General features: G+C 61.1%; 16 protein-coding genes. 4 read left to right on the top strand and 12 right to left on the bottom strand.

Features of this window, described 5'->3' with window-relative positions; translation table 11 throughout:
- Positions 1 to 17: 17 nt before the first annotated feature.
- Entirely contained in the window at positions 18 to 1055 is a 1038-nt protein-coding gene (locus GH769_RS09000; RefSeq protein ID WP_032903191.1) for a YCF48-related protein, read from the bottom strand.
- 431 nt (positions 1056 to 1486) lie between these two features.
- Between GH769_RS09000 and GH769_RS08995 the strand changes: the two genes are divergently transcribed.
- Entirely contained in the window at positions 1487 to 2602 is a 1116-nt protein-coding gene (locus tag GH769_RS08995) for a Gfo/Idh/MocA family protein (RefSeq protein WP_032903189.1), read from the top strand.
- Between the two features lie 114 nt (positions 2603 to 2716).
- Here the strand turns inward: GH769_RS08995 and GH769_RS08990 are convergent, their stop codons facing one another.
- From GH769_RS08990 to GH769_RS08945, 10 genes are all read right to left on the bottom strand, one after another.
- Positions 2717 to 4420, bottom strand: a complete 1704-nt coding sequence (locus GH769_RS08990) for an AMP-binding protein (protein ID WP_032903188.1) — start codon at positions 4418 to 4420, stop codon at positions 2717 to 2719.
- Positions 4421 to 4451: 31 nt separating this feature from the next.
- On the bottom strand, positions 4452 to 5750 hold the full coding sequence (locus tag GH769_RS08985; RefSeq protein ID WP_032903187.1) for an acetyl-CoA C-acetyltransferase: 1299 nt from the start codon (positions 5748 to 5750) through the stop codon (positions 4452 to 4454).
- Entirely contained in the window at positions 5747 to 6637 is an 891-nt protein-coding gene (locus GH769_RS08980) for a MaoC/PaaZ C-terminal domain-containing protein (RefSeq protein WP_032903186.1), read from the bottom strand. The genes GH769_RS08985 and GH769_RS08980 overlap by 4 nt, the downstream gene beginning before the upstream one ends.
- A gap of 3 nt (positions 6638 to 6640) precedes the next feature.
- On the bottom strand, positions 6641 to 7984 hold the full coding sequence (locus tag GH769_RS08975) for a 3-oxoacyl-ACP reductase (protein ID WP_103452261.1): 1344 nt from the start codon (positions 7982 to 7984) through the stop codon (positions 6641 to 6643).
- A gap of 151 nt (positions 7985 to 8135) precedes the next feature.
- Complete coding sequence (locus tag GH769_RS08970) at positions 8136 to 10646, bottom strand: acyl-CoA dehydrogenase (RefSeq protein WP_020301538.1); 2511 nt, start codon at positions 10644 to 10646, stop codon at positions 8136 to 8138.
- 217 nt (positions 10647 to 10863) lie between these two features.
- Positions 10864 to 12309: an outer membrane protein transport protein gene (locus GH769_RS08965; protein WP_014718294.1), complete on the bottom strand. Its 1446-nt coding sequence runs from the start codon at positions 12307 to 12309 to the stop codon at positions 10864 to 10866.
- 141 nt (positions 12310 to 12450) lie between these two features.
- Complete coding sequence (praB, locus tag GH769_RS08960) at positions 12451 to 12936, bottom strand: alkane oxidation protein activator PraB (RefSeq protein ID WP_014718293.1); 486 nt, start codon at positions 12934 to 12936, stop codon at positions 12451 to 12453.
- A 134-nt stretch (positions 12937 to 13070) separates the two neighbouring features.
- Positions 13071 to 13565, bottom strand: coding sequence for an alkane oxidation protein activator PraA (praA, locus tag GH769_RS08955; protein ID WP_019820220.1), 495 nt, complete (start codon positions 13563 to 13565; stop codon positions 13071 to 13073).
- A gap of 125 nt (positions 13566 to 13690) precedes the next feature.
- Positions 13691 to 14971 (bottom strand): alkane 1-monooxygenase, encoded by a 1281-nt coding sequence (locus tag GH769_RS08950; protein WP_014718291.1) that lies wholly within the window; start codon positions 14969 to 14971, stop codon positions 13691 to 13693.
- A gap of 297 nt (positions 14972 to 15268) precedes the next feature.
- Positions 15269 to 16267, bottom strand: a complete 999-nt coding sequence (locus tag GH769_RS08945) for an alpha/beta fold hydrolase (protein ID WP_032903562.1) — start codon at positions 16265 to 16267, stop codon at positions 15269 to 15271.
- Between the two features lie 286 nt (positions 16268 to 16553).
- Here GH769_RS08945 and GH769_RS08940 point away from each other — a divergent pair, with 286 nt between their 5' ends.
- From GH769_RS08940 to GH769_RS08930, 3 genes are read left to right on the top strand one after another with little or no spacing between them, the layout of a single operon-like run.
- The gene (locus tag GH769_RS08940) at positions 16554 to 18092 is read left to right on the top strand and encodes an NAD(P)/FAD-dependent oxidoreductase (protein ID WP_032903561.1); all 1539 of its coding nucleotides are present in this window, start codon (positions 16554 to 16556) and stop codon (positions 18090 to 18092) included.
- On the top strand, positions 18089 to 18979 hold the full coding sequence (locus GH769_RS08935; RefSeq protein WP_032903558.1) for an SDR family oxidoreductase: 891 nt from the start codon (positions 18089 to 18091) through the stop codon (positions 18977 to 18979). The genes GH769_RS08940 and GH769_RS08935 overlap by 4 nt, the downstream gene beginning before the upstream one ends.
- Positions 18980 to 18994: 15 nt before the next feature.
- Positions 18995 to 19852, top strand: coding sequence for a metal-dependent hydrolase (locus tag GH769_RS08930; protein WP_019820224.1), 858 nt, complete (start codon positions 18995 to 18997; stop codon positions 19850 to 19852).
- 121 nt (positions 19853 to 19973) lie between these two features.
- Here the strand turns inward: GH769_RS08930 and pepN are convergent, their stop codons facing one another.
- The gene (pepN, locus tag GH769_RS08925; RefSeq protein WP_019820227.1) at positions 19974 to 22631 is read right to left on the bottom strand and encodes an aminopeptidase N; all 2658 of its coding nucleotides are present in this window, start codon (positions 22629 to 22631) and stop codon (positions 19974 to 19976) included.
- Positions 22632 to 22634: the final 3 nt, after the last annotated feature.

Genomic DNA, 22634 nt, shown 5'->3' with positions numbered 1-22634 from the left:
GGATCCCCGCCTTCTTATTATTTTGAGAGCTCTGCGCCGGCCGATGTGGCAACCCGCACGCCACCCTGCCCCGCGAGGATCAAATTGCCATTGCCTGCTGCCGTGACCGCTGAGAGTGAAATGCGGTCCGGGCGATTGAACACACTGAAGGTCTGGCCGTCGTCATGGCTGACCACCACGCTGCCGCCGTTGCCGACCACAACAATGGAACCGTCCTCCAGCAAGGTCGCCCCCGACAGGCCAAACTCCAACGCGCCACGCGCCGCGTTCAATTGGACCTGCTCCCAGGTGCTGCCGAAATCGGTGGAGCGGTAGAGGTTGCCGCGCAACCCATACGCCAGCAGGGTTTGCGGCTGTGCGGTGCTGATCACGCCAAACAGCGAACCCTCGTAGGGGCCTTCGAGTTTTTCCCAGGTCTGGCCGTCGTCGCTTGAGCGAAACATGCTGCCTTGCTCACCGACAATAAACAGGCCGGCGCCCTTGACCTGGGCGATGGCGTTGAGGTGGTACTGGTCTTCGTTGTCGAGACGCTCGCTGACATCGTTCCAGGTTTTGCCGCCGTCGGTGGTTTCGATCAGCGCCCCGTAGGCGCCCACGGCCAGGCCGTGGTTGGCGTCGTTGAACCACACATCGAGCAACGGTGCTTCGCGCTTGAGGTCTTGATATTGCTGGGTCCACGTGGCGCCGCCATCGGTACTGGCAAGAATCTGCGCATCATGGCCGACGGCCCAGCCGTGCTGGTCATCGACGAAAAACACCGCCGTGAGCAGTTGCCGAGTGGGCACTTTGGCTTGGGTCCAGGTGTTGCCCTGGTCATCGGAATAGAGGATATGCCCACGATCACCGACCGCCACCAGGCGCTTGCCTGCGTGAACCACGTCGATCATCAAGCCTTTGGCGGCCCTGGGGGATTCAATTGCAAAGACTGCGGCGGCGGGGGTATCGCTGGCAGCCAGAACCGGCAGCGACAATGCGCTGCCAGCAAGCAGCGAGAGCGCTGTGGCCAGCAACGCAACCCTGCGTGCGGCGCGTGGGCGGCAAACAACCCAACCCATGACAGGCTCACTCATAGACCTTTCTCCCATTTATTATTGTTAGGTCGTCTTCTGTTCCAGGACCTTGAAACCTGCAATCTAGAGCGCCTGGAGGAAGCAGGGGCCATCCTATCGGGCTTTGGAATCGTCTGACAATCGGCGCTACGTTATCTTTTGTTAACTGGCGGCTTTTGGCCATATGCTGAATATAGCTACATCAGCTGAAATGATGGCCCCACGTGATCGTTCCCACGCTCCGCGTGGGAATGCATCCCCTGACGCTCCGTGTCATCACCGCGCAAACAGCGGGGCGCAGAGCGCCCTGGGCGGCATTCCCACGCGGAGCGTGGGAACGATCAGGGAGAATGAATTTTTATTCCATCTATTGAATTTAGTGAATTTTTATTCCATTAATGGCGTTCCTGAAAACAATAATCCAAAGGACCACGACGATGCGTGAACTCGGAATCGGCTTGATCGGCACAGGCTTCATGGGCCGCGCCCACGCGCTGGCGTTCAACAACGCTCGGGCGGTATTTGAACTGCCCGTGCAGCTCAAGCTGGCCGCCCTGGCCGATGCCGACACCGAACGCGCCCAGCGTTGCGCCAGCGCCTGGGGGTTTGCCCAGGCCCATGGCAACTGGCAAGCGTTGATCAATGACCCCAAGGTCGATGTCGTGGCTATCACCACCCCCAACCACTTGCATTACCCCATGGCCATGGCCGCGATTGCGGCGGGTAAAGCGGTGTATTGCGAGAAACCCCTGGCCGTCAGCCTTGAACAAGCCGACGCTATGCGCCGCGCCGCCCATACCGCCGGAGTGGTAACGCGGGTGGGTTACAACTACCAGCACAACCCGATGATCGTGTTGGCGCGGCAGATGATCGCCCAAGGCGAACTGGGCCAACTCATCAGCTTCCAGGGTGAGTTCAGCGAAGACTTCATGGCCGACCCGGCCTCCCCTTGGTCGTGGCGCTGCGAAGTGGAGCATGCTGGCGGCGCCCTGGCCGACCTGGGCAGCCATTTGCTGTCGATGGCCCGCTATCTGCTGGGCGAGGTAACCCACGTTTGTGCCGATACCCAGACCGTACACAGCCAGCGCCCCGCCACCGCCGGCAGCCCAACCTCAAAAGCCATTGCCGTGGATGACCAGGTGCATGCCCTGTTGCGCTTCGCCAACGGCGCCCGTGGCACGGTGAGCAGCAGTTGGCTCAAGCACGGCTACAAAAACCATCTGAGTTTCGAGATCAGCGGCACCCAAGGCACGCTGGCGTTTGACCAGGAACGCTTGAATGAACTGCGCCTGTACCGCATCGGCCAGGACGGCTTCCAGCGCGTGCTGGCTGGCCCTGCCCTGCCCGGCTATGCGGCATTCAGCCCGGCGGCGGGGCATCAGTTGGGTTACAACGAATTGAAAACGTTGGAAGTGCACGAGTTGATCATGGCCCTGGTCGGCCAAGGGGCGCTGGGGACGGACTTTGAGGCGGCGTGGGAGGTGGAGCGGTTGGCGACGGCGATTCGAGTGGCCGCCCTTGAGGAACGCTGGGTGAAAGTGGGCACGGTTTAAACAGTGGGAGCGGGCTTGCTCGCGAATACGCTGTGTCAGTCGGCACATTCAGTGCCTGAACCGCCGCTTTCGCGAGCAAGCCCGCTCCCACATTTGGTCATCTGAACCATTCAATCAGCGCAAGGCCCGGCGCAGCACTTTGCCCACCGTGGTCTTGGGCAATTCCATGGTGCGGAACTCCACATATTTAGGCAGCTTGTACCCCGTCAGGTACTCTCGGCAGTGAGCAAGAATCTGCTCCTGTGTCAGGCTCGGGTCCTTGCGCACGACGATGATCTTGACTTTCTCCCCGGTCACCGCATCTTCCACACCAATGGCGGCCACTTCGGCGACCCCAGGGTGCATGGCCACCACGTCCTCGATTTCATTGGGGTACACGTTGAAGCCCGAGACCAGGATCATGTCCTTCTTGCGGTCCACCAGGCGGATATACCCGCGTGCGTCCATCACGCCGATATCCCCGGTAGACAGCCAGCCCTCGGCATCCAGCACCTCGGCGGTTTCCTTCGGTCGTTGCCAGTAGCCCTGCATCACTTGCGGGCCACGTACTTGCAACTCGCCCTGCTCGCCGATATTCGCCAGTTCGCCGTCTTCGCGTAAAAAGCGCACCCAGGTCGAGGGCAACGGCACGCCAATGCTGCCGGTGAATTCCATTTCGCGCATGCGCGAAATATCGATGGGGCTGATGCTCACCACGGGCGAGCACTCGGTCAGCCCGTAGCCTTCGATGATCGGCAGCCCGGTTACTTCCTTCCAGCGCTTGGCCACCGCGGTGTGGGTGGCCATGCCGCCAGCAATCACCAGGCGCAGGTCGGAAAAGTCCCGTGCACAGAACTCCTTGTTTTCCAGCAAGCCATTGAACAGCGTGTTCACCCCGGCGATGCCATTGAAGCGTTCCTTGCGCAGGATCATCTGCACGCGCTTCACGTCCCGAGGGTTGGCGATGAGGATATTGCGCCCGCCCAGGCACATGAACATCAGGCAGTTCACCGTCAGGGAGAAGATGTGGTACAGCGGCAGCAAGGTCACGTTGGTTTCCTGCTTGTGCAGGTTTAACTGATCACCGACCCAGGCCTTGGCTTGCAGCAGGTTGGCGATGATATTGCGGTGGCTGAGCATCACGCCCTTGGCATCACCGGTGGTGCCGCCGGTGTATTGCAGGAAGGCCAGTTCATCGCGGTGCAGGCTGACCGGTAAATGGTGCATGGCCCTGCCCTGTTTGAGCACTTGGTTGAAACGCAGCGAGCCGGGCAGCCTGAAGGCTGGTACCTGCTTCTGCACGCTGCGCAGGATGAAGTTCATTGCCGCGCCCTTGAAGGTGCCCAGCAAGTCGCCAATGGCCGCGACCACCACACGCTTGACGCTGCTGCCGACCATGGCTTTTTCCAGGGTATGTGCGAAATTTTCGAAGATCACCACGGTTTCGGCGCCACTGTCCTTGAGCAGGTGCTTGAGCTCGTGGGCGGTATACAACGGGTTGACGTTGACCACCACCGCCCCGGCCAGGATCGTGCCCAGCAGGCAGATCGGGTACTGCAAGCAGTTGGGCATCATCAGGGCCACGCGATCGCCCTTCTTCACGCCCTGGTCCTGCAGCCAGGCGGCAAAGGCAATGCCCTGGGTGCGCCAGTCGGCATAGGTCATTTCAGTACCGATGCTGACGTAGGCCACCCGCTCACGGAATTTTTCCAGGTGCTCAAGGAACACTTCGCGCAACGACGGGTAGTCCTCGATCCCGGCCTCTATATCCGCCGGCACGCCAGGCAGGTATGTGTTCAACCAGATGCGTTCGGTGTGTTCCAGGCTGATCGCGTTCATCGCAGTGTCCTTATTGTTGTTTTTGATAGCGCTACTTTTCGACGATGGCGGTGATGCCCAACCCACCCGCCGCGCAGATCGAGATCAGGCCGCGACCGCCACCGCGTTCATGGATAGCCTTGGCCAGCGTCGCCAGCTGCCGGCCACCGGTGGCCGCAAAGGGATGGCCGCAACCCAGTGAGCCGCCGTTGACGTTCATCTTGGCCCGGTCGATGGCGCCCAGGGGGGCGTCAAGGCCGAGTCGCTCGCGGCAATACTGCGGGTCTTCCCAGGCCTTGAGCGTGCACAGCACCTGGGCGGCGAACGCTTCGTGGATCTCGAAGAAATCGAAGTCGGCAAACCTCAAGCCTTCCCGCGCAAGCATGCGTGGCACGGCGTAAGCCGGCGCCATCAGCAGGCCCTCGGTGCCGTCGACAAAATTCACCGCAGCCGTTTCGCCCGTGCGCAAGTAGGCCAACACCGGCCAGCCATGGGCGGCGGCCCATTCTTCACTGGCCAGCAGCACCACCGAGGCGCCATCGGTCAGGGGCGTGGAGTTGCCGGCGGTGAGCGTGCCGTTCTGGCGGTCGAAGGCCGGCGACAAGCCGGCGAGCTTTTCCAGGCTGATATCGGCACGCAAGTTGTTGTCACGGGCCAAGCCGCGGTGGGGGCTGATCAGGTCGTCGAAGAAGCCACGTTTATAAGCCGCATCCAGGCGCTGGTGGCTGGTGAGGGTCAGCTCGTCCTGGGCCAGGCGTTTGATCTGCCAGCGCTTGGCCATTTCTTCGCAGTGCTCGCCCATGGACAGCCCGGTGCGCGGCTCGCCATTGCGCGGCAGCAGTGGTTTGAACAGCATCGATGGGCGCACTTTCATCAAGGCCTTGAGCTTGTCGCCCAGGCTTTTGGCGCGATTGGCCGCGAGCAAGGTATGGCGCAAGGACTCGTTGATGCCAATGGGCGCGTCGGAGGTGGTGTCAGCACCACCGGCAACGCCCACTTCGATCTGGCCGAGGGCGATTTTATTCGCCACCAGCAGCGCAGCTTCAAGCCCTGTGCCACAGGCTTGTTGCACATCATAGGCAGGGGTTTGCGCAGACAACGTGGTGGACAACAGCGCCTCGCGCGCCAGGTTGAAATCCCGCGAGTGCTTGATCACCGCCCCGGCGGCAAACTCGCCCAGGCGTTGGCCGTGCAGGTTGTAGCGCTCCACCAACCCTTGCAGGGCGGCGACCAGCAGGTCCTGGTTACTGTCGTGGGCATACACCGTGTTGGAGCGCGCAAATGGAATACGGTTGCCGCCGATAATCGCCACGCGGCGGGTCGGGGCCGGGGTAAAACTGTAGTCACTCATTGCTGGCTCTCTTTCCAAATGAATAGCCCGCGCATATGGGGCTTGTCCCCGACAAAATTGCGCACTTCGAACTCGCGCCGTGGCCCGCTCGCCGGGTGGAGCCACAGGGCGACCTGGCCGGGCAGGAAGATCGGCAATTTGAAGTCGCAATGTGCCTCGGCCTGGTCCAGGCCACCAGGCGGCTGTTGCGCTGCCAATGCGCGGCCCAGGGTCCACATGCCATGGGCGATGGCGCGACGAAAGCCGAAGAGCCTGGCACCGATGACCGACGTGTGAATGGGATTGAAATCCCCCGAGACCTTGGCAAAGCGTCGCCCCAGGTCGGCGGGCAGTACCCAGCGCTGGGTGCGTAACAGGCCGTCTTCCTTTAGCGGCAGAGGGTCATTCCAGGGTTCACCCACCGGATTGCTGACGTCACGGCGCAAATACAGGCTATCGCTTTCCCACACCAGGGTTTCCTGGCTGTAGGCACGGGTAGCAATGCTCAACGCCTGCCCTTTGAGATGGGCCACCCAGCGCTCGCAATACACCTCCAGGCGCAACGCCTGGCCCTCGTGCAAGCGCTGGTGCTGACGAATACGATTGGCCAGGTGCACCATGCCACTGGCCGGGTACGGAAAGCTTGGCCGAGTCAGCAGCATGAGGTGCAGTGGGAACGCCAGCACATGGGGATAGGACAATGGCACGCCCTGCTCGCGACGAAAACCACACGCCCGTGAGTAAGCGGCGATACCGGCCGACGAAAGCTCCACCGCGCTGCGCACCAGGCGTGCGGTGGGCAATGGCGGCGCACCGTCGGGCTTGGGTTTGCGCAAGGCGCGCAGGCCGTCGAGCAACAACTGCGTGCGCGACGGCGGTGGGTCGATGATCTGTGTCACGTAGTCCATGGGTCAGGCTCCCAACAGGCTTTGGCCGCACACCCGCACCACCTGGCCATTGACGCCGCCCGACGCCGGATGCGCCAGCCAGGCGATGGTCTCGGCCACGTCGATGGGTTGCCCGCCCTGGGACAACGAATTCATGCGCCGCCCCGCTTCGCGGATCATCAGCGGGATCTTCGCGGTCATCTGGGTCTCGATAAAGCCGGGTGCCACCGCGTTCACCGTGACCTGCCGGGCTGCCGCACGCGGCGCCAGGCCCTGTACCAGGCCGATCACCCCGGCCTTGGACGTGGCGTAGTTGCTCTGCCCCAGGTTGCCGGCGATACCGGAAATCGACGACACGCACACAATGCGCCCACCAGGGTTCAAACCCTGACTGTCGAGCAAAGCCTCACTGAGCTGCCACGGCGCTTCGAGATTGACCGCCAGGACACTGCGCCAGGCGGCCTCGGTCATTTTGGCGATGGTCTTGTCGCGGGTGATCCCGGCGTTGTGCACCACCACATCAAAGGCGCCGTATTGGCTGACGTGGGTTTGCAACAGTGAGGCGGTGTCGGCGGCGGTGATATCCAGGGGCAACGCCGAACCGCTCACGCTGGTCGCCGCCTGCTGCAAGGCTTCCTGGGCCTGGGGCACGTCCACACACACCACATGGGCACCGTCGCGCGCCAGCGCCTGGGCAATCGCCAGGCCGATGCCACGGGAGGCGCCGGTGACCAGGGCGCGTTTGCCAGCAAAGGGTTTGTCCCAGTTGATGGCGGCATGGCCATCGACCGGTTTTTCCAGGCGCACCACCTGCCCCGAGACATAGGCGGAACGGCGCGACAGGAAAAACCCCAGGCTGCTGTCCAGCGCGTCTTCCGCGCCCGGCGCCACGTACAGCAGTTGCACGGTGATCGCGCGGCGCAGTTCCTTGGCCAGCGACCGCACCAAGCCTTCAAGGGCGCGTTGGGCGATGGCCTGGGGCAAGTCGTCGCAATGCTCGGGTGCCGTTCCGAGCACCACTACTCGGCCATGCTGGCCGAGGCGCTTGGCATTGCTGTGAAAGAACAGGTAGAGCTCATCCAGCTGTTGCAGGTCGGTCACGCCGCTGGCGTCGAACACCGCGCCTTGCACCTTGACCGTGGACGGTGCCTTGAGCGTCGCCGGGGTCGCGGCGACGGTGTCGGTGGCGCTGAACACGCGCTGCACCGAGGCCACCAGGCGCCCTGCCCCGGCGATGATCACAGGATTAGCCAGGCCGGCTTGGCCGCTGCGATGCCGTTGCAGGGGCAAGGGTTGCGGCAAGCCGACCGCCTGGGCCAGACGCCGGCCCCAGGGGGAATTGACGAACGAAAGGTAGCTGTCACTCATAGAGGTTCCACTCACAACACAATGGCTGTCTTGTAAACCCGATCGAATGGGGGAGCTGGCTTGCCTGCGATGCCGACGACTCGGTGTATCAGTCAAACCGAGGTGATGCCATCGCAGGCAAGCCAGCTCCCACAGGTGGACCGGGGTTCTCTTAATTGACCGGAGCGCTGCGCCGTTTGGCCACCGGCTCGAGCGCCTGCTTACGCTGCTGCAGGGCCTCCAGCAAACCAAAGTCCTGGGGAAAGTCGTCCACCTGGATACCGTGGTCGGCGTATTCCACATAGCGCGCCAGCAAGGCGTCTTCGTCGTCGCTGATCAAATCCAGCGCCCGCGCCTTCACGCGCCAGTCGGTGAAGGCCGTGGCAGAGATCGGCAGCGGACCGAGCAGACCTTGCTTGATGGCGGGCTTGAGCCGCGCCTCGATCAGCTCCACTTGGGGCAGCAAACGGAAACCCAATTCGCCGTAGGCCAGCTTGTCGACTTCCGGACGGGGAATGTAGGAGTTGGCCAGCAAACGGTCGCGGGTTTCGCCAGGGGTCTGCACCACCTCCGCCACCTGCGCCAACAGGCGATCCGACGGTTTGCGCTGCGGGATGCCAAACGGAAAACTCAACGCCCGCACCACTGCTGCTGCGGGCTTTGAAGGGTAGTTGTCGAGCACTTCGGCCAAGGCTTCGTGGGCGCGCAACAAGGCGTCTTGGGCCGCCCAGTGCACCAGCGGCAAGTCCGCCTGGGGCCTGCCGTCATCCTCGAAGCGCTTGAGCACGCAAGACAAGATGTACAACTGCGACAAAATATCCCCCAGGCGCCCGGTGATACTTTCCTTGCGCTTGAGGGCACCGCCCAGCACGCCCATGGAAATATCCGAGATCAGCGCCAGCACCACCGACAGCCGATTGGCCTGGCGGTAGTAGGCAGCCAGCGCCGAGTCGGTCTTGGCCGGGGCCGCAATCAGGCGTCCGCCGGTCAGGGCATGCACCGCTGCGCGTACAGTGTTGGCCACGACAAAACTCACATGGCCAAACATTGCGCTGTCGAAGTCTTCCAGGGCCTTGCGCCGGTCGGGGTTGTGCGCCGCTTCCATCTCGCGGAACACGTAGGGATGGCAACGAATCAAGCCCTGGCCAAAGATGATCAGGCAGCGGGTCATGATGTTCGCACCTTCCACCGTAATGGCGATGGGGCTTTGCTGGTAGGCACGGGCGAGGAAGTTATTGGGGCCCATGCAGATGCCTTTGCCGGCGACGATGTCCATGCCGTCGTTGACGATGATGCGCGCCCGCTCGGTGACGTGGTACTTGGCAATGGCCGAGATCACCGACGGTTTCTCGCCGGCGTCCAGGGATGCCACCGACACCTTGCGCACCGCATCACAGGCATACAGATGCCCGGCCATGCGCGCCAGCGGCGCCTGTACACCTTCGAACTTGCCGATGGGCAGGCCGAATTGCTTGCGCATCGCCGCATAGGCTGTGGTACCGCGCACCGCCACTTTACCCAGGCCGACGTTGGCCGATGGCAGGGAAATCGCCCGGCCTGCCGCCAGGCATTCCATCAACATGCGCCAGCCGTTGCCGATTTGTTCGCGACCACCGATCACCCACTCCAAGGGAATGAACACATCCTTGCCGGTAGTAGGACCGTTCTGGAAAACCGCATTCAACGGCCAGTGACGCCGGCCGCTGTTTACCCCTGGATGGGAGGTGGGGATCAACGCACAGGTAATGCCCAGGGAACCTGGCGCGCCAAGCAAGCCCTGCGGGTCTTCGGCGCGGAACGCCAGGCCCAGCACCGTGGCAATCGGGCCGAGGGTGATGTAGCGCTTGTCCCAGGTCACTTTGAAACCCAGTACTTCCTCGCCCTCATGCATGCCTTTGCAGACGATGCCCAGGTCAGGGATCGCGCCGGCATCGGAGCCGGCATACGGGCTGGTCAGGGCGAAACACGGAATATCGTCACCGCGTGCCAGGCGCGGCAGGTAGTAGTTGCGCTGAGCGTCGGTGCCGTAATGCAGCAGCAGCTCGGCCGGCCCCAGGGAGTTGGGCACCATCACCGAAATGGCTGCCGCCGAGCAACGTGTCGACAGCTTCATCACCACCTGGGAATGGGCGTAGTGGGAGAAGCCTTTGCCGCCGTACTGCTTGGGAATGATCATGCCGAGGAACCCGGCCTCCTTGGTGTACTGCCAGCCCTCGGGGGACATGTCCTGCCAGACTTGCGTGGTTTCCCAGTCGTTGGCGATGTCGCACAGGGTTTCGACTTCGTTGTCGAGGAAAGCTTGCTCCTCGGCGCTCAGGCTGGCCGGCGCGGCTTGCAGCAGGCGCTGCCAGTCGGGTTTGCCGCTGAACAGCTCGGCATCCCACCACACCGTGCCGGACTCGATGGCCGCACGCTCGGTATCGGACATCGCCGGCATGATTGTACGAAACAGGCCCAAGGCCTTGGTAGTCAGCAGCTTGCGGCGCAGGGGTTTGATTGCCAGCACCAAGGCGGGCACCACCACCAATACCGCCGCCAGGGTAATGCCCGGCACGGCCACCGCGTTGAACAGATAACCCGCCGCTAACCAGACCAGGCCAGCGCCCAGCCAGAGGGTGGCGGCGGCTTGTCGATACGCCAGGGCAATCGCGGCGGCGAGACCCACCAATAACCAGATAAGCATGGGGATACCTCTACTTGATTCAGGGCGTAAAACCACACTACAAACTTCAAATCATAAATTCAAATAATGTTTTGAAATTTTTATTTAGTATGTTGACGAAAAAAATCAGGCTGAACGACTCAGCCTTGTGGAATAAGAAACCAGAACAGCCTAAACAGCCCCGGCAGGGTCTCCAGGTGCACTGGGAACCCTGCTCGACAACTGCTCCACGTGCCCTTTAGAACTTGTAGGTAGCCGACAGACTGACCACATCACCTGATGATTCGGCTTTGCCGTCCAGTTGGGCGGCTCCGAGACGATCAACGTTCTTGGTCTTCAGATTGACCTTCTGGACGAATTGGTGCGAATACGCGGCATCCACTGACAGACCAGGCACAGCCTTGATGTCATAACCGGCACCAAACGCCAAGAAATAGCGGTCGCCGTCAGGGATCCGGGGGTCACGCGTGGAGTTACGGGTAGGTGTCTGGTCGTAAGCTACACCGGCACGCAGGGTAAGTTCGTCAGTGGCTTTATAGTCGCCACCGATCGAGGTCATCCAGGCGTTCTTGTAGTTGTACGGGATGGCAACAATAGTCGAGCCTTGCGACTTGAGTGTCAGGTCTTTGAACGAAGACCATTCAGTCCACTGGGCGCTGACACCTAATGTCCAGCGATCATTGAACTGGTGGACCCAGTCAATCGCCGCAGTAGCCGGAATATCCAACTGAGTGCTGGCATGCGCCCCGTCCGGGAAAAGCTTCAGCCCCGGATACGCCATTTCAACCAATGTTTCGCCGTTCGGTCCAATAGGATTGGTCATCGCGTTGCGACCGATAGCATCCGTATAGACATTGTATTTGCCGGTCATCTTGTTTTTGATTTTGGCGTGATAGTTCAAGCCCAGTGTGTCTTGCGCCGTCGGCTTCCATACCACACCGCCAAACCAACCGACCGAGATATTATCGACTTTCACACGCATCAACGAATGCCCTACACCGGTCGGAAAGCCGGTCCCGCCGAGTCCGGGAGAGACGTCCGCCGCTGCCAGCAAGTCGACGTTCTGGCTGACAAATCCCTGGCTGCGTTGGACGATGGCGCCACCGCCGACCGAAAACTGGTCATTGACCTTGAACGACAGTGAGCCTGTCAGGCCAACGGTCTCAATTTTGGTGTCGACTGCAAAATCCCGCAGCTTGGAGTCTTCGTTCCAAGTTGTTCTCATGCCCTGGGGGACCACCTGGCTCAAGCCAAACGCAAAGCGGTCGCCGATGGGGATCACCAGGAAACCGGTTGGCAGCCACGCGGTAAAGCCACCTTGCCCCCCGTTATTGTTATTGAGCGTCGGATCGCCCATGCTGCCCTGATCATCCAATACCGGCGTATTGGTCACAGGATTACCGTTGTGGTCAAAAGCCTGACCCGAATATTTGATCTTGACCCGGGCATAATCGACAGTCTGCTGCGCGATAGTTGAATCGATGAACGCCATGGCCGCCGGGTTGTTGTACGCGGCACTGGGGTCGTTCTTGAACAATGAACCGCCGCCAAACGCGCGGCCCCAGCCAGGCGCACCGTAGGTTGGCGTGGAGAAGCCGCCCGCCTGCACATGTCCCGTGGTCATCAAACCTCCCAACAGCGCCAACCCCAGTAACGTGTGAGCGTGTTGTTTCTTATTATTCATGCGCTGCTCCTTATTATTATTTCGCCCGGCCCCTGCCGGTGGGTCGTGTGGCCGCAGGCACACCGTAAGTACCCTGCCCAACCGATGCCTCGCATGAGGCATCGGCCTTTCACGGGTGATCAGCCCTCTGGAGTCACATGCTTACGGGTTAACCGTCAGCGTCGGGGCAACAACATTCAGCGATACGACGGTGCAGTTGCCGGTCAGCGACTGATTGGTGGCCGAAAGTGTTTTGGTACCAGGAGTCCACGCCACGGCAATGGTGGTAGGGCCGCAGTTAGTGGCCGGAATCGAGGAGATTTTGTAGCCTACGTTGGTCACGGTGCCGGTGGTGCCCGTCGCTGCGGTAAGAACCCAAGGCAGGTTAGTCAGCGTGGGCAGTGCGCACAGGCCACCGCCGGTCAAGGACGCACCGTTGATAGAAGCCACGCCACCGCTAACGTTGCCGGTAAAGGTAATGCCGCAAGTCACTGCCGCACCGAAGGATGAGGGCGACTTCACCACGATGGTACCGGCATTAGTCGAGAACGGACCGTCTGGAGAAACGGACGCCGCGCTCGCCATGGAGGCGGCACCAAAGCACAGAGCAAACGAAGTTGCACAAACGAGGGTTTTCAAGCTTTTCATTGTTTTTCCTCACATGTTATGGCGATTCATTTCGCCAGGGGTAATGGCCATGATCGAGAGGTCACGGTGAAACTGCAGAACTTCCCTTTCCAGCCAAATTTCAATGCATTTACCGCTACAACTGTCGGAACGTGTTATTCGACAACTTTGAAGTTGGCCGGCATCTTGATCGACACCGTCTTGATCTTGCAGTCTTCGCCAATCGCAACATCGGCGGCTTCCAACTTGCCGGTGGCGTTATCCCAAGTACCGTCGGCCGTCGACGGCCCACACTTGCCACCCAGGCCAAAGGCATGCACGTCCACGCTGATCTTCGACATGGAGCCGCTTTTTGTATCTTTGGCGATTAACACCCAAGGCAAGTTGATGGCTTCGACACGGCTGCACTTGAGGCCACCGTCGAACTCGACTTTGTCGACATTCACCGATGAACCATCGGCTGCAACCTTGCCGGCTACCTTGATGGTGCAGTCGGCACTGATGAGCTTGCCTTTGGAAAAGCTGATAGGTCCTTGGGCAGTGAAGGCACTGCCAGCGGGTTCGATACGCGCAGCCTGAGCCTGGTGATACACAATCAGGCCCATGGCCGCCAAGAAGATGTGGGCGGTGAACTTGGCAGAACTTTGCATGGTGTACGTCCTTCCCTTGAAATTATTGTTGTAGGGTCAAACCAGGTTCTTGCACTCAAAACGCCGGGCGACAAGGACCCGCGCGATACACAGATCCCGAGTACACCCTGAAGGCTTACTTCATCTCAAAACGGCTTGGCACTACCGCTGTACTTCTCCAGATACTTCAAACGCTTTGACGGCTGAAGATTGGTCAGGTTGATATCGCCGGCATAGTGATTCAGTACACGATGGTCCATGCGACGCCGCCACAAGTACGGCACATAAGCCCAGACAATCATGCTGGCGTAGCCATATGGAAGTTGCGGTGATTCATCAAAGTGACGCAGCGACTGATAACTGCGCGTGGGGTTGGCATGGTGATCGGAGTGCCGCTGCAACTGGAACAGAAAGATATTGGTGACAATTCGATTACTGTTCCACGAGTGACGCGGCGAGCAGCGTTCATAACGGCCATTGGGCAACTTCTGACGCTTGAGGCCGTAATGCTCGACATAGTTCACCACTTCCAGCAACGAGAACCCGTAGATGCCCTGGATAATCAGAAACGGAATTACCGCCGCCCCCAGCCAGGCAATCATTGCGCCCCACAACACCACGCTGTACATCCAGGCGCTGAGCACCGCGTTCTTCCAGTGCAGGGCCGGCAGGCCGAGTTTGCGCAGGCGTTCGCGCTCCAGGTTCCAGGCCGACACAGCGCTGAACCACACCGAACGCGGCAGGAATGCCCAGAAACTTTCACCCAGGCGCGAGCTGGCCGGGTCTTCCGGCGTGGCGACCCGTACGTGATGGCCACGGTTATGTTCGGTGTAAAAGTGGCCATAGAAGGTTGGCGCCAGGGTGACCTTGGCCAGGAACACTTCCAGAGGCTTGGGTTTGTGCCCCAGCTCATGGGCGGTGTTGATGGCAATGCCGGTGGCGGCCCCGGTGGACATGGCCATGCCCACATACGTCAACCAGCTGACTGCACCGTGAAGTTCAGTGCGGGCGGTGATGAACGCGGCGGTCCTGGCCAGCCAGTTCGAGGGTTCCAGGGTGGCCGTGGCCCGCAACAGGCCGCCGTTGATGATCCAGTCGATACCGCCCGCAGCGAGCCAACCGGTGATCACCACCGAGGCAATCACAAACAGCACGCCGGTGTAGACGATCCAGCGGTAGTAGCGTTGGGATTCAAGGTGGCTGACCGCAGATTCGGGCGGGTTGCTGACGTCTTCGCCGAGCAGGCCGTCAATCAGCGGGATCAAGCCGAAGATCACCAGCACGCCCACCCACCACAGTTGTTGCACGCCTGTGGTGATGGCAAGGGCGCCGGAGAGCAAGGGCGTCGCCAGCGGCATAATGCCCAGCCACCACAGGTGGCGTTTGCCGTCGGCCCACACGGTCGCAGCTGCCAGAGTCTGGTTCATGGCAGCCTCCGCACACATTCGGTAGGCAATGCGGCAGCGGTGCGCTGACTGCTGCGAGAAATCATGCATGCGATAAAAGGCGTTTTTTTCATTATTTTATTCGCTCTTAGGCATTTCAAAAATAATTTCAAATTACACATTGAAATAATTTTTTTAAATAAATAGCGCGGAATCGTTAGGTCGTCAACTAGTTTCTCCAGCCCTTTTTTCCGTGACCGAGCAGTCTCTTTTTTCAGCCATTTGGTCAGGTGCTCAGGGGCAAGCGTCAACGCCAGGCGCCGCAGTCAGGTGGCACTGTTACTGGCTCGCCAGGGCGACAGGTGGGTTTAACGGCCGGACGCTCTCGCCGGGGCGAGCCCGCTTGGCCACCTGCTCCACCAGCGCCGCCACGCGCTCGGTGGCGGTGATGGGCAACATATGCCCACGGCCTTCGATCACTTGCATTTTCAGCCCTGGCACCTTGCTGGCCAGGGCCTGGCCGTGTTTCTGGAAGTCGAGCACCTTGTCCTGCGCGCCGTAGATCAGGCCGATGGGCAGGGTCAATCGGGAGTAGCGCTTGACCATCTCCGGCAGGTGGTCGTTGACCCGGTTGATCTCGGTGGACGCGGCGTAGAAATTGTCGGGGCGCATGCCCAGCAAACCGCCGCCACGGGTGGCAAAGTCCGGCGGCGCAGGATCGGGGGCAAATACGCCCTTCACCACCGAGTCTTTGGTCAGCAGCCCGATGGGCAAGGTCAAGGTGTGCGCCACCCAGCGCCGCAGCCAGGCCGGGCGCACGGCCAGAGACAGGAACACCAGCGGCAGCATGCGTTGGGGGTGAGTCAAGGGCGCAACCAGCACCAACCCGGACACCGCATGAGGATGGTCGAGGGCCAGCGCCAGGGCAATCGCTCCGCCCAGGGAGTGCCCCAGTATCAGCGGTTTGCCCAGATCCAGCGTCTTGATGAAGGCCGCGATTTGTCGCGCCTGGGCCGGCAAGTCTGCCGGCGTGCCGCTGTGCCGGGTGGAATAGCCTGAGCCCGGCCGGTCGAGGCTGATGACCCGAAAATGCTCACACAACTGGCCGGACAAGGCATAGGTCAGGTTGCGACTGCTGCCCATCAGCCCGTGAATCATCACCAGCGGCGGGCCCTTGCCCTCTTCGACATAATGAAAGCGCTCGCCATCCACCTCGACGAAACGCCCGTTGATCGGCACGGTCGCTTCAATGCGCCGCGTCATCCAGGCACTCAAGCCCCATAACGCCGCACTGGCGCCCGCCAGCACACCCGCAGCGACAACCCACTCGACAGCCATAGCTCGGTCCTCTGCTTCCCTGCTGCTGGCGACCCGACCGGAATTGATCTGGCCCCAGCCATCGTCCACACCCTGGACCTAGACTTCATGCATACCACGTTCGTCCGTCGGACAAATCGCTCATGCGCAACAAGGCCCTAGCGTAGGCGAATTTTTCAGGTAGATTATTTAAAATCTTTTTTAAAATAAATAATTCAATTTTACTTTGCAATGGTGTTCTATCTAAAAGACAAAACAAAACAGGAGCACATCCGATGCCCAAGCGCTTTATTGATGAGGCAGCCCTATGAATGCCCCCAGTGACTCAATCGACATCGCCATCATTGGCTCCGGGTTCGCGGGCCTGTGCATGGCGATCAAACTCAAGGAAGCCGGGCTCACCGACTTCTTTATCGCCGAACAGGCCCAGACCCTCGGCGGTACATGGCGCGACAACCACTACCCAGGTTGCGCCTGCGACGTGCAGTCCCATGTGTATTCGTTTTCCTTTGCGCCCAACCCGAACTGGACGCGACAGTTCGCGGCGCAACCCGAGATACGCGCCTATCTGGAAGACTGCGCCAGGCGCTTCAAGCTGGCGCCCTACCTGCGCTTTGGCATGGGCCTGCAACGGGCGCTGTTTGATGAACAACAGCAGCGCTGGCAACTGACCTTCACTAACGGCCGCCACGTCAGCGCACGGGTGCTGGTGTCGGGAATGGGGGGCTTGTCGCGCCCGGCAATGCCAGATATCCCAGGGCTGGACAGTTTCAAGGGCAAGCGCTTCCACTCCCAGCAGTGGGATCACGAGTACTCCTTGAAGGGCAAGCGCGTGGCGGTAATCGGCACCGGTGCCAGCGCCATCCAGTTCGTGCCGCAGATCGCCCCGCAGGTGGCGCACCTGGACCTGTTCCAGCGCACACCGCCGTGGATCATGCCCAAGCCTGATCGGCCGATTTCCGCTGCCGAGCGCTGGTTGTTCAAGCATGTACCGCTCACCCAGAAGCTGGTGCGTGCTGCGCTTTACTGGGCACTGGAAGGCCGCGTGGTGGGCTTTGCCCTGCATCCACGCCTGATGAAAATGGTGCAGAAAATCGCCCTGCGCCATCTGCGCAAACAAGTGGCCCGCCCTTCCCTGCGCAAAACCCTGACGCCGGACTACACCATCGGCTGCAAGCGCGTGCTGATTTCCAACGATTACTACCCGGCACTCTCGCGCAGCAATGTTGAGGTGGTCACCGACAACGTGCTGCGCATCGAAGCCGACGGCGTGATCACCGCCGACGGTATCAAGCACCCCGCCGATTGCCTGATCTTCGGCACGGGTTTCCAGGCCAGCGACCCGTTGCCCCGTGGCTGCATCATCGGCCGTGACGGCATCGACCTGATGGATGCCTGGCGCGATGGCGCCCATGCCTACAAAGGCACCACCGTGCCGGGCTACCCGAACCTGTTTCTGATCGTGGGCCCCAATACTGGCCTGGGGCATAACTCGATGATCCTGATGATCGAGGCCCAGGTCGCGTACATCCTCGACGCCCTGAAACACATGCAGCGCCAGCGCCTTACCACGGTAGAGGTCAAGCCCGCCGTGGAGCACGCCTACAACCAGCAGTTGCAGGACAAGCTCAAGCGCACCATCTGGAACACCGGCGGCTGCCAGAGCTGGTACCTCGACCCGCGCACCGGCAAGAACACCACGCTGTGGCCCGGCTCGACCTGGCGCTTCAAGCAGGTCACCCGGCATTTTGCCCTCAAAGACTACAGCGTCAGCCAGGCGCCGGCGCCCGCCCTGCCGCGAGCGGTTGCAACGCCCCACTCCACCACAGAAGGCAGCCTGTCATGAAGTCATTCAACGGCCGCGTTGCGGCGATCACCGGCGCGGCGTCCGGCATGGGCCGCTCATTGGCCCTGGCCCTGGCGCGGGAAGGGTGTCATCTGGCGCTGGCAGACAAAAACAGCCAGGGCCTGGAACAGACCCTGGCGCTGATCCGCACCTCGACCTTGTCGCCCGTCACTGTCACCACCCAAGTGCTGGACGTGTCCGACCGCCAGGCCATGCACGATTGGGCAGCACGCTGCGTGGCCGAGCACGGCAAGGTCAACCTGGTCTTCAATAATGCCGGGGTGGCGCTGTCGAGCACCGTCGAAGGCGTGGATTACGCCGACCTGGAATGGATCGTCGGCATCAACTTCTGGGGAGTGGTGCATGGCACCAAGGCATTCCTGCCGTACCTCAAGGCCAGCGGCGACGGGCATATCATCAATACGTCCAGCGTGTTCGGCCTGTTCGCCCAGCCCGGCATGAGCGGCTACAACGCTACGAAGTTCGCGGTACGCGGCTTCACCGAAGCCTTGCGCCAGGAACTCGACCTGCAACGCTGCGGCGTCTCGGCCACCTGTGTACACCCCGGTGGCATTCGTACCGATATCTGCCGCAGCAGCCGCATCGACGCGAACATGACCGGTTTTCTCATCCACAGCGAGCAACAAGCCCGCACCGATTTCGAAAAACTCTTCATCACCGACGCCGACCAGGCCGCCAAAGTGATCCTGCAAGGCGTACGCAAAAACAAGCGTCGCGTGCTGATTGGCCGCGATGCCTATTTCCTCGACCTGCTCGCCCGTTGCCTGCCTGCGGCCTATCAGGCGCTGGTGGTGTTTGCCAGCAAGCGCATGGCGCCCAAGCCGCGCACGCCGGTGTTTGAAACCAACGACGAGCCTCGACTCTGAACAGGAGCACGCACCATGTTGCCGATCCGTCGCGATATCCGTTTTGCCTTGCCTGCCGAGCGCATCAAGAACTGGCACGAACAAGGGCCTGTGGTCAGCCATTTCTTCAATGCCCTGTCGCTGCTGTTTCCCCAGGGCGAGCTGTTCTTCATGGACAGCGTGCGCCACTACCGTGGGCAGATCGACGATGCCGAACTGAAAAAAGAGATCCAGGGGTTTATCGGCCAGGAGGCCATGCACAGCCGTGAACACGTGGCGTATAACGACTTGCTGCAAGCGGCCGGCCTGCCGGCGCACTCCCTCGACCGACGCCTGAAGTTCTTCCTCGACCTGCAGAAAAAACACCTGCCGGCGTCGTTCAACCTGGCGGTGACCATCGCCCTGGAACACTACACCGCCATGCTCGCGGAAATCCTGCTGAGCGACCCTTCGCGCTTTGGCGACTCACTCAAGGGTTACCAGCAGATGTGGTACTGGCACGCCCTGGAAGAAACCGAACACAAAGCCGTGGCGTTCGATGTGTGGAACAGGGTGATCAAGCCAGGGCCTGCACGTTACCTGCTGCGCACCGGCACCATGCTGACCACCAGCGTGCTGTTCTGGGTGGTGGTGCTGGATTTTCACGTGCGCCTGTTGATCGCCGACCGCACTTCGGGCGGCACGCTGAAGGGCTTGTGGCGCATGGTGAAGTTCTTGTATGGGCCCAAGGGTGTGTTTCCACGGATGTGCCGGCCGTGGCTGCATTACTTCAAGCCGGGCTTTCATCCCTGGGATCATGACAACCGGGCACGATTGGCGGGCATTGACCGATTGGTCGAAGAGATAGAGCGCACGCGCCGCAGCTACGACGCTTATCAAACTGACGCCTCCTGACCTAAATGCGGGAGCGGGCTTGCTCGCGAAAGCGGTGGGTCAGTCATACTGATGTCGACTGACACGCCGCCTTCGCGAGCAAGCCCGCTCCCACAGGGGGATCGCGTTAAGGCAGTGAGGGTTACGCCAGGCTCTTGCTGACCACCTCAAACACATCGCTGGACAGTTCACCTGCGCCCAGGATGCGCTCCAGCTCCGCCTTCATCAGCGCCTGCCGGGCGCTGTCGTATTTACGCCAGCGTGTCAGCGGCGCCAGTTGGCGCGAGGCGATCTGCGGGTTCAAGGTATTGAGCTGGATTACCAGGTCGGCCAGGAAGCGATAGCCCGAGCCATCCGCCGCATGGAAGTTGATCAGGTTCTGCCCGGCAAATGCGCCCACCAGTGCGCGCACCTTGTTGGGGTTCTTGATGGTGAACGCCGGGTGCTCCATCAACGCCTTGACCCGCGCCAGCCCGCCCGGCAAGGTGCTGCCGGCCTGTACGCTGAACCATTGGTCCATGACCAGCGGGTTGTCCTTGAAATTTTCGGCAAACACCGCCAAGGCCTGGGCTTTCTCTGCTTCGAACGGCGAGTTCACCAACACCGCCAACGCCGTCAGGCGTTCGGTCATGTTATCGCTGGTGTCGAACTGATCCAGGGTGGCCGCCAACACTTCTGGCTTGCCGCTGAGCATCAGGTACGACAGCGCGATGTTCTGCAGCGCACGCCGGGCGAAGTGCTCGGCTTCTGCCACGTAAGGCGTTTGCTTGGACAGCTCGCGGTTGGCCTGGTAGCGCAGCCACAAGCCTTCGAACAGGTTGTCGGCCAGTTGCTTGCGGGCAAACTCGCGGGCAGCGTGGATAGCGTCCACATCCGCCACCTCGCTGATTTCCGTGAGGTAGGCTTCGCTCGGCAACGAGAGCATTTCGGCGACCATGGCCTGGTCCAGGCTTTCATCACTCAACACCGTGCGCAGCGCGTCGATCAAGCGTTGATCAAGCTTCAGCGGCTGGCCCGCCTGATGCTGGCCGATCAGCTCCTGCAACACCTGCACGGCCAACTGCTGGCCGGCATCCCAGCGGTTGAAACCGTCGCTGTCGTGCTGCATCAGGAACATCAGTTGATCGCGGCTGTAGGGGAAGCTGAGCTTCACCGGCGCCGAGAAACCACGCAACAACGAAGGCAAGGGTTTTTCAGCGATGTCGACGAAGGTAAAGGTCTGTTCCGCTTCGGTTACCGAGATTACCCGCGAAGTGTCGCCCGCCGTCGCTTCACCGGCCAGGCGCAAGGCAATGCCGGCGCCCTGCCCGTCCAGCAAGCCCAGCGCCACCGGGATCACGAAGGGCAACTTCTCGACCTTATCCGGAGTGGGTGGGCAGCTCTGGCGGAAGGTCAGGCTGTAGGTCTTGGCCGCCGCATCGTAGGCTTCGCTCACCGCCAGGCGCGGGGTACCGGCCTGGCTGTACCAGCGCTTGAACTGGCTGAGGTCGGCGCCGTTGGCGTCTTCCATGGCCTTGATGAAGTCGTCGCAGGTCACGGCCTGGCCGTCATGGCGGTCGAAATACAGGTCGCTGCCTTTGCGAAAGCCCTCGGCACCGAGCAAAGTGTGGATCATGCCGACCACTTCCGAGCCCTTTTCATACACGGTCAGGGTGTAGAAGTTGGAGATCTCGATAAAGCTGTCCGGGCGCACGGCGTGGGCCATGGGGCCGGCATCTTCAGCGAACTGGTGGGTACGCAGGTACGCCACGTCCTGGATGCGTTTGACCGTGGCCGAGTTCATGTCGGCAGAGAAGCCCGAGTCACGGAACACGGTGAAGCCTTCCTTGAGCGACAGTTGGAACCAGTCGCGGCAGGTCACGCGGTTGCCCGACCAGTTATGGAAGTATTCGTGGGCGACGATGGCTTCGACGCGCTGGTGAGCGGCGTCTGTAGCGGTTTCGGCGCGGGCCAGCACGGCGCTGGAGTTGAAGATGTTAAGGCCCTTGTTCTCCATGGCGCCCATGTTGAAGTCGTTGACCGCGACGATCATGAAGATGTCCAGGTCGTACTCGCGGCCGTAGGTCTCTTCGTCCCAGCGCATGGATTTTTTCAGGCTGGTCATGGCGTGCTGGCACTTGTCGATATTTTCCGGCTCGACGTAGATGCGTAGCGCGACTTCGCGGTTGGTCATGGTGGTGAAGCTGTCTTCAACGCACCACAGGTCACCGGCCACCAGCGCAAACAGGTACGCCGGTTTCTTGAACGGATCTTCCCAGGTCGCCCAGTGCCGGCCGTCTTCACCGGGGCCGCTGGCGATCGGGTTGCCGTTGGACAACAGCACCGGGTAGCTGTGCTGCTCGGCGATCACCGTGGTGGTGAACACGCTCATCACGTCCGGGCGGTCGAGGTAATAGGTGATCTTGCGGAAACCTTCGGCCTCGCACTGGGTGCAGAACATACCGCTGGATTTGTACAAGCCTTCCAGGGCGGTGTTGGTTTCTGGGTGGATCTTGACGGTGGTGTCGAGGGTGAAGGTCTCACTCTTGGGCTGCACGGTCAGGTGGCTGTCGGTCAGCTGGTAGTCAGCGTCCGTCAACGGCTGGTCGGCCAGGTTGACACTCAACAGCTCAAGTTGCTGGCCATCGAGCACCAATGGCGGCAAACCGGCGCCGCGCTCGGGGTTGCGGCGCATCACCAGCTGCGCGTGGACCAGGCTGTGGTCCTCGAACAACTCGAAGGTCAGGTGCGTCTCGTCGATCAGGTAGTCCGGCGCCTGATAGTCCTTAAGGTAAATCATCTTCGGTTGTTCGGTGCGCATGCT

Source organism: Pseudomonas sp. CFSAN084952 (assembly GCF_009648855.1).
GTDB lineage: Bacteria > Pseudomonadota > Gammaproteobacteria > Pseudomonadales > Pseudomonadaceae > Aquipseudomonas > Aquipseudomonas paracarnis.
Note: the sequence above shows the minus strand (reverse complement) of the source record. Positions and strands in the feature narration are given on the sequence as shown.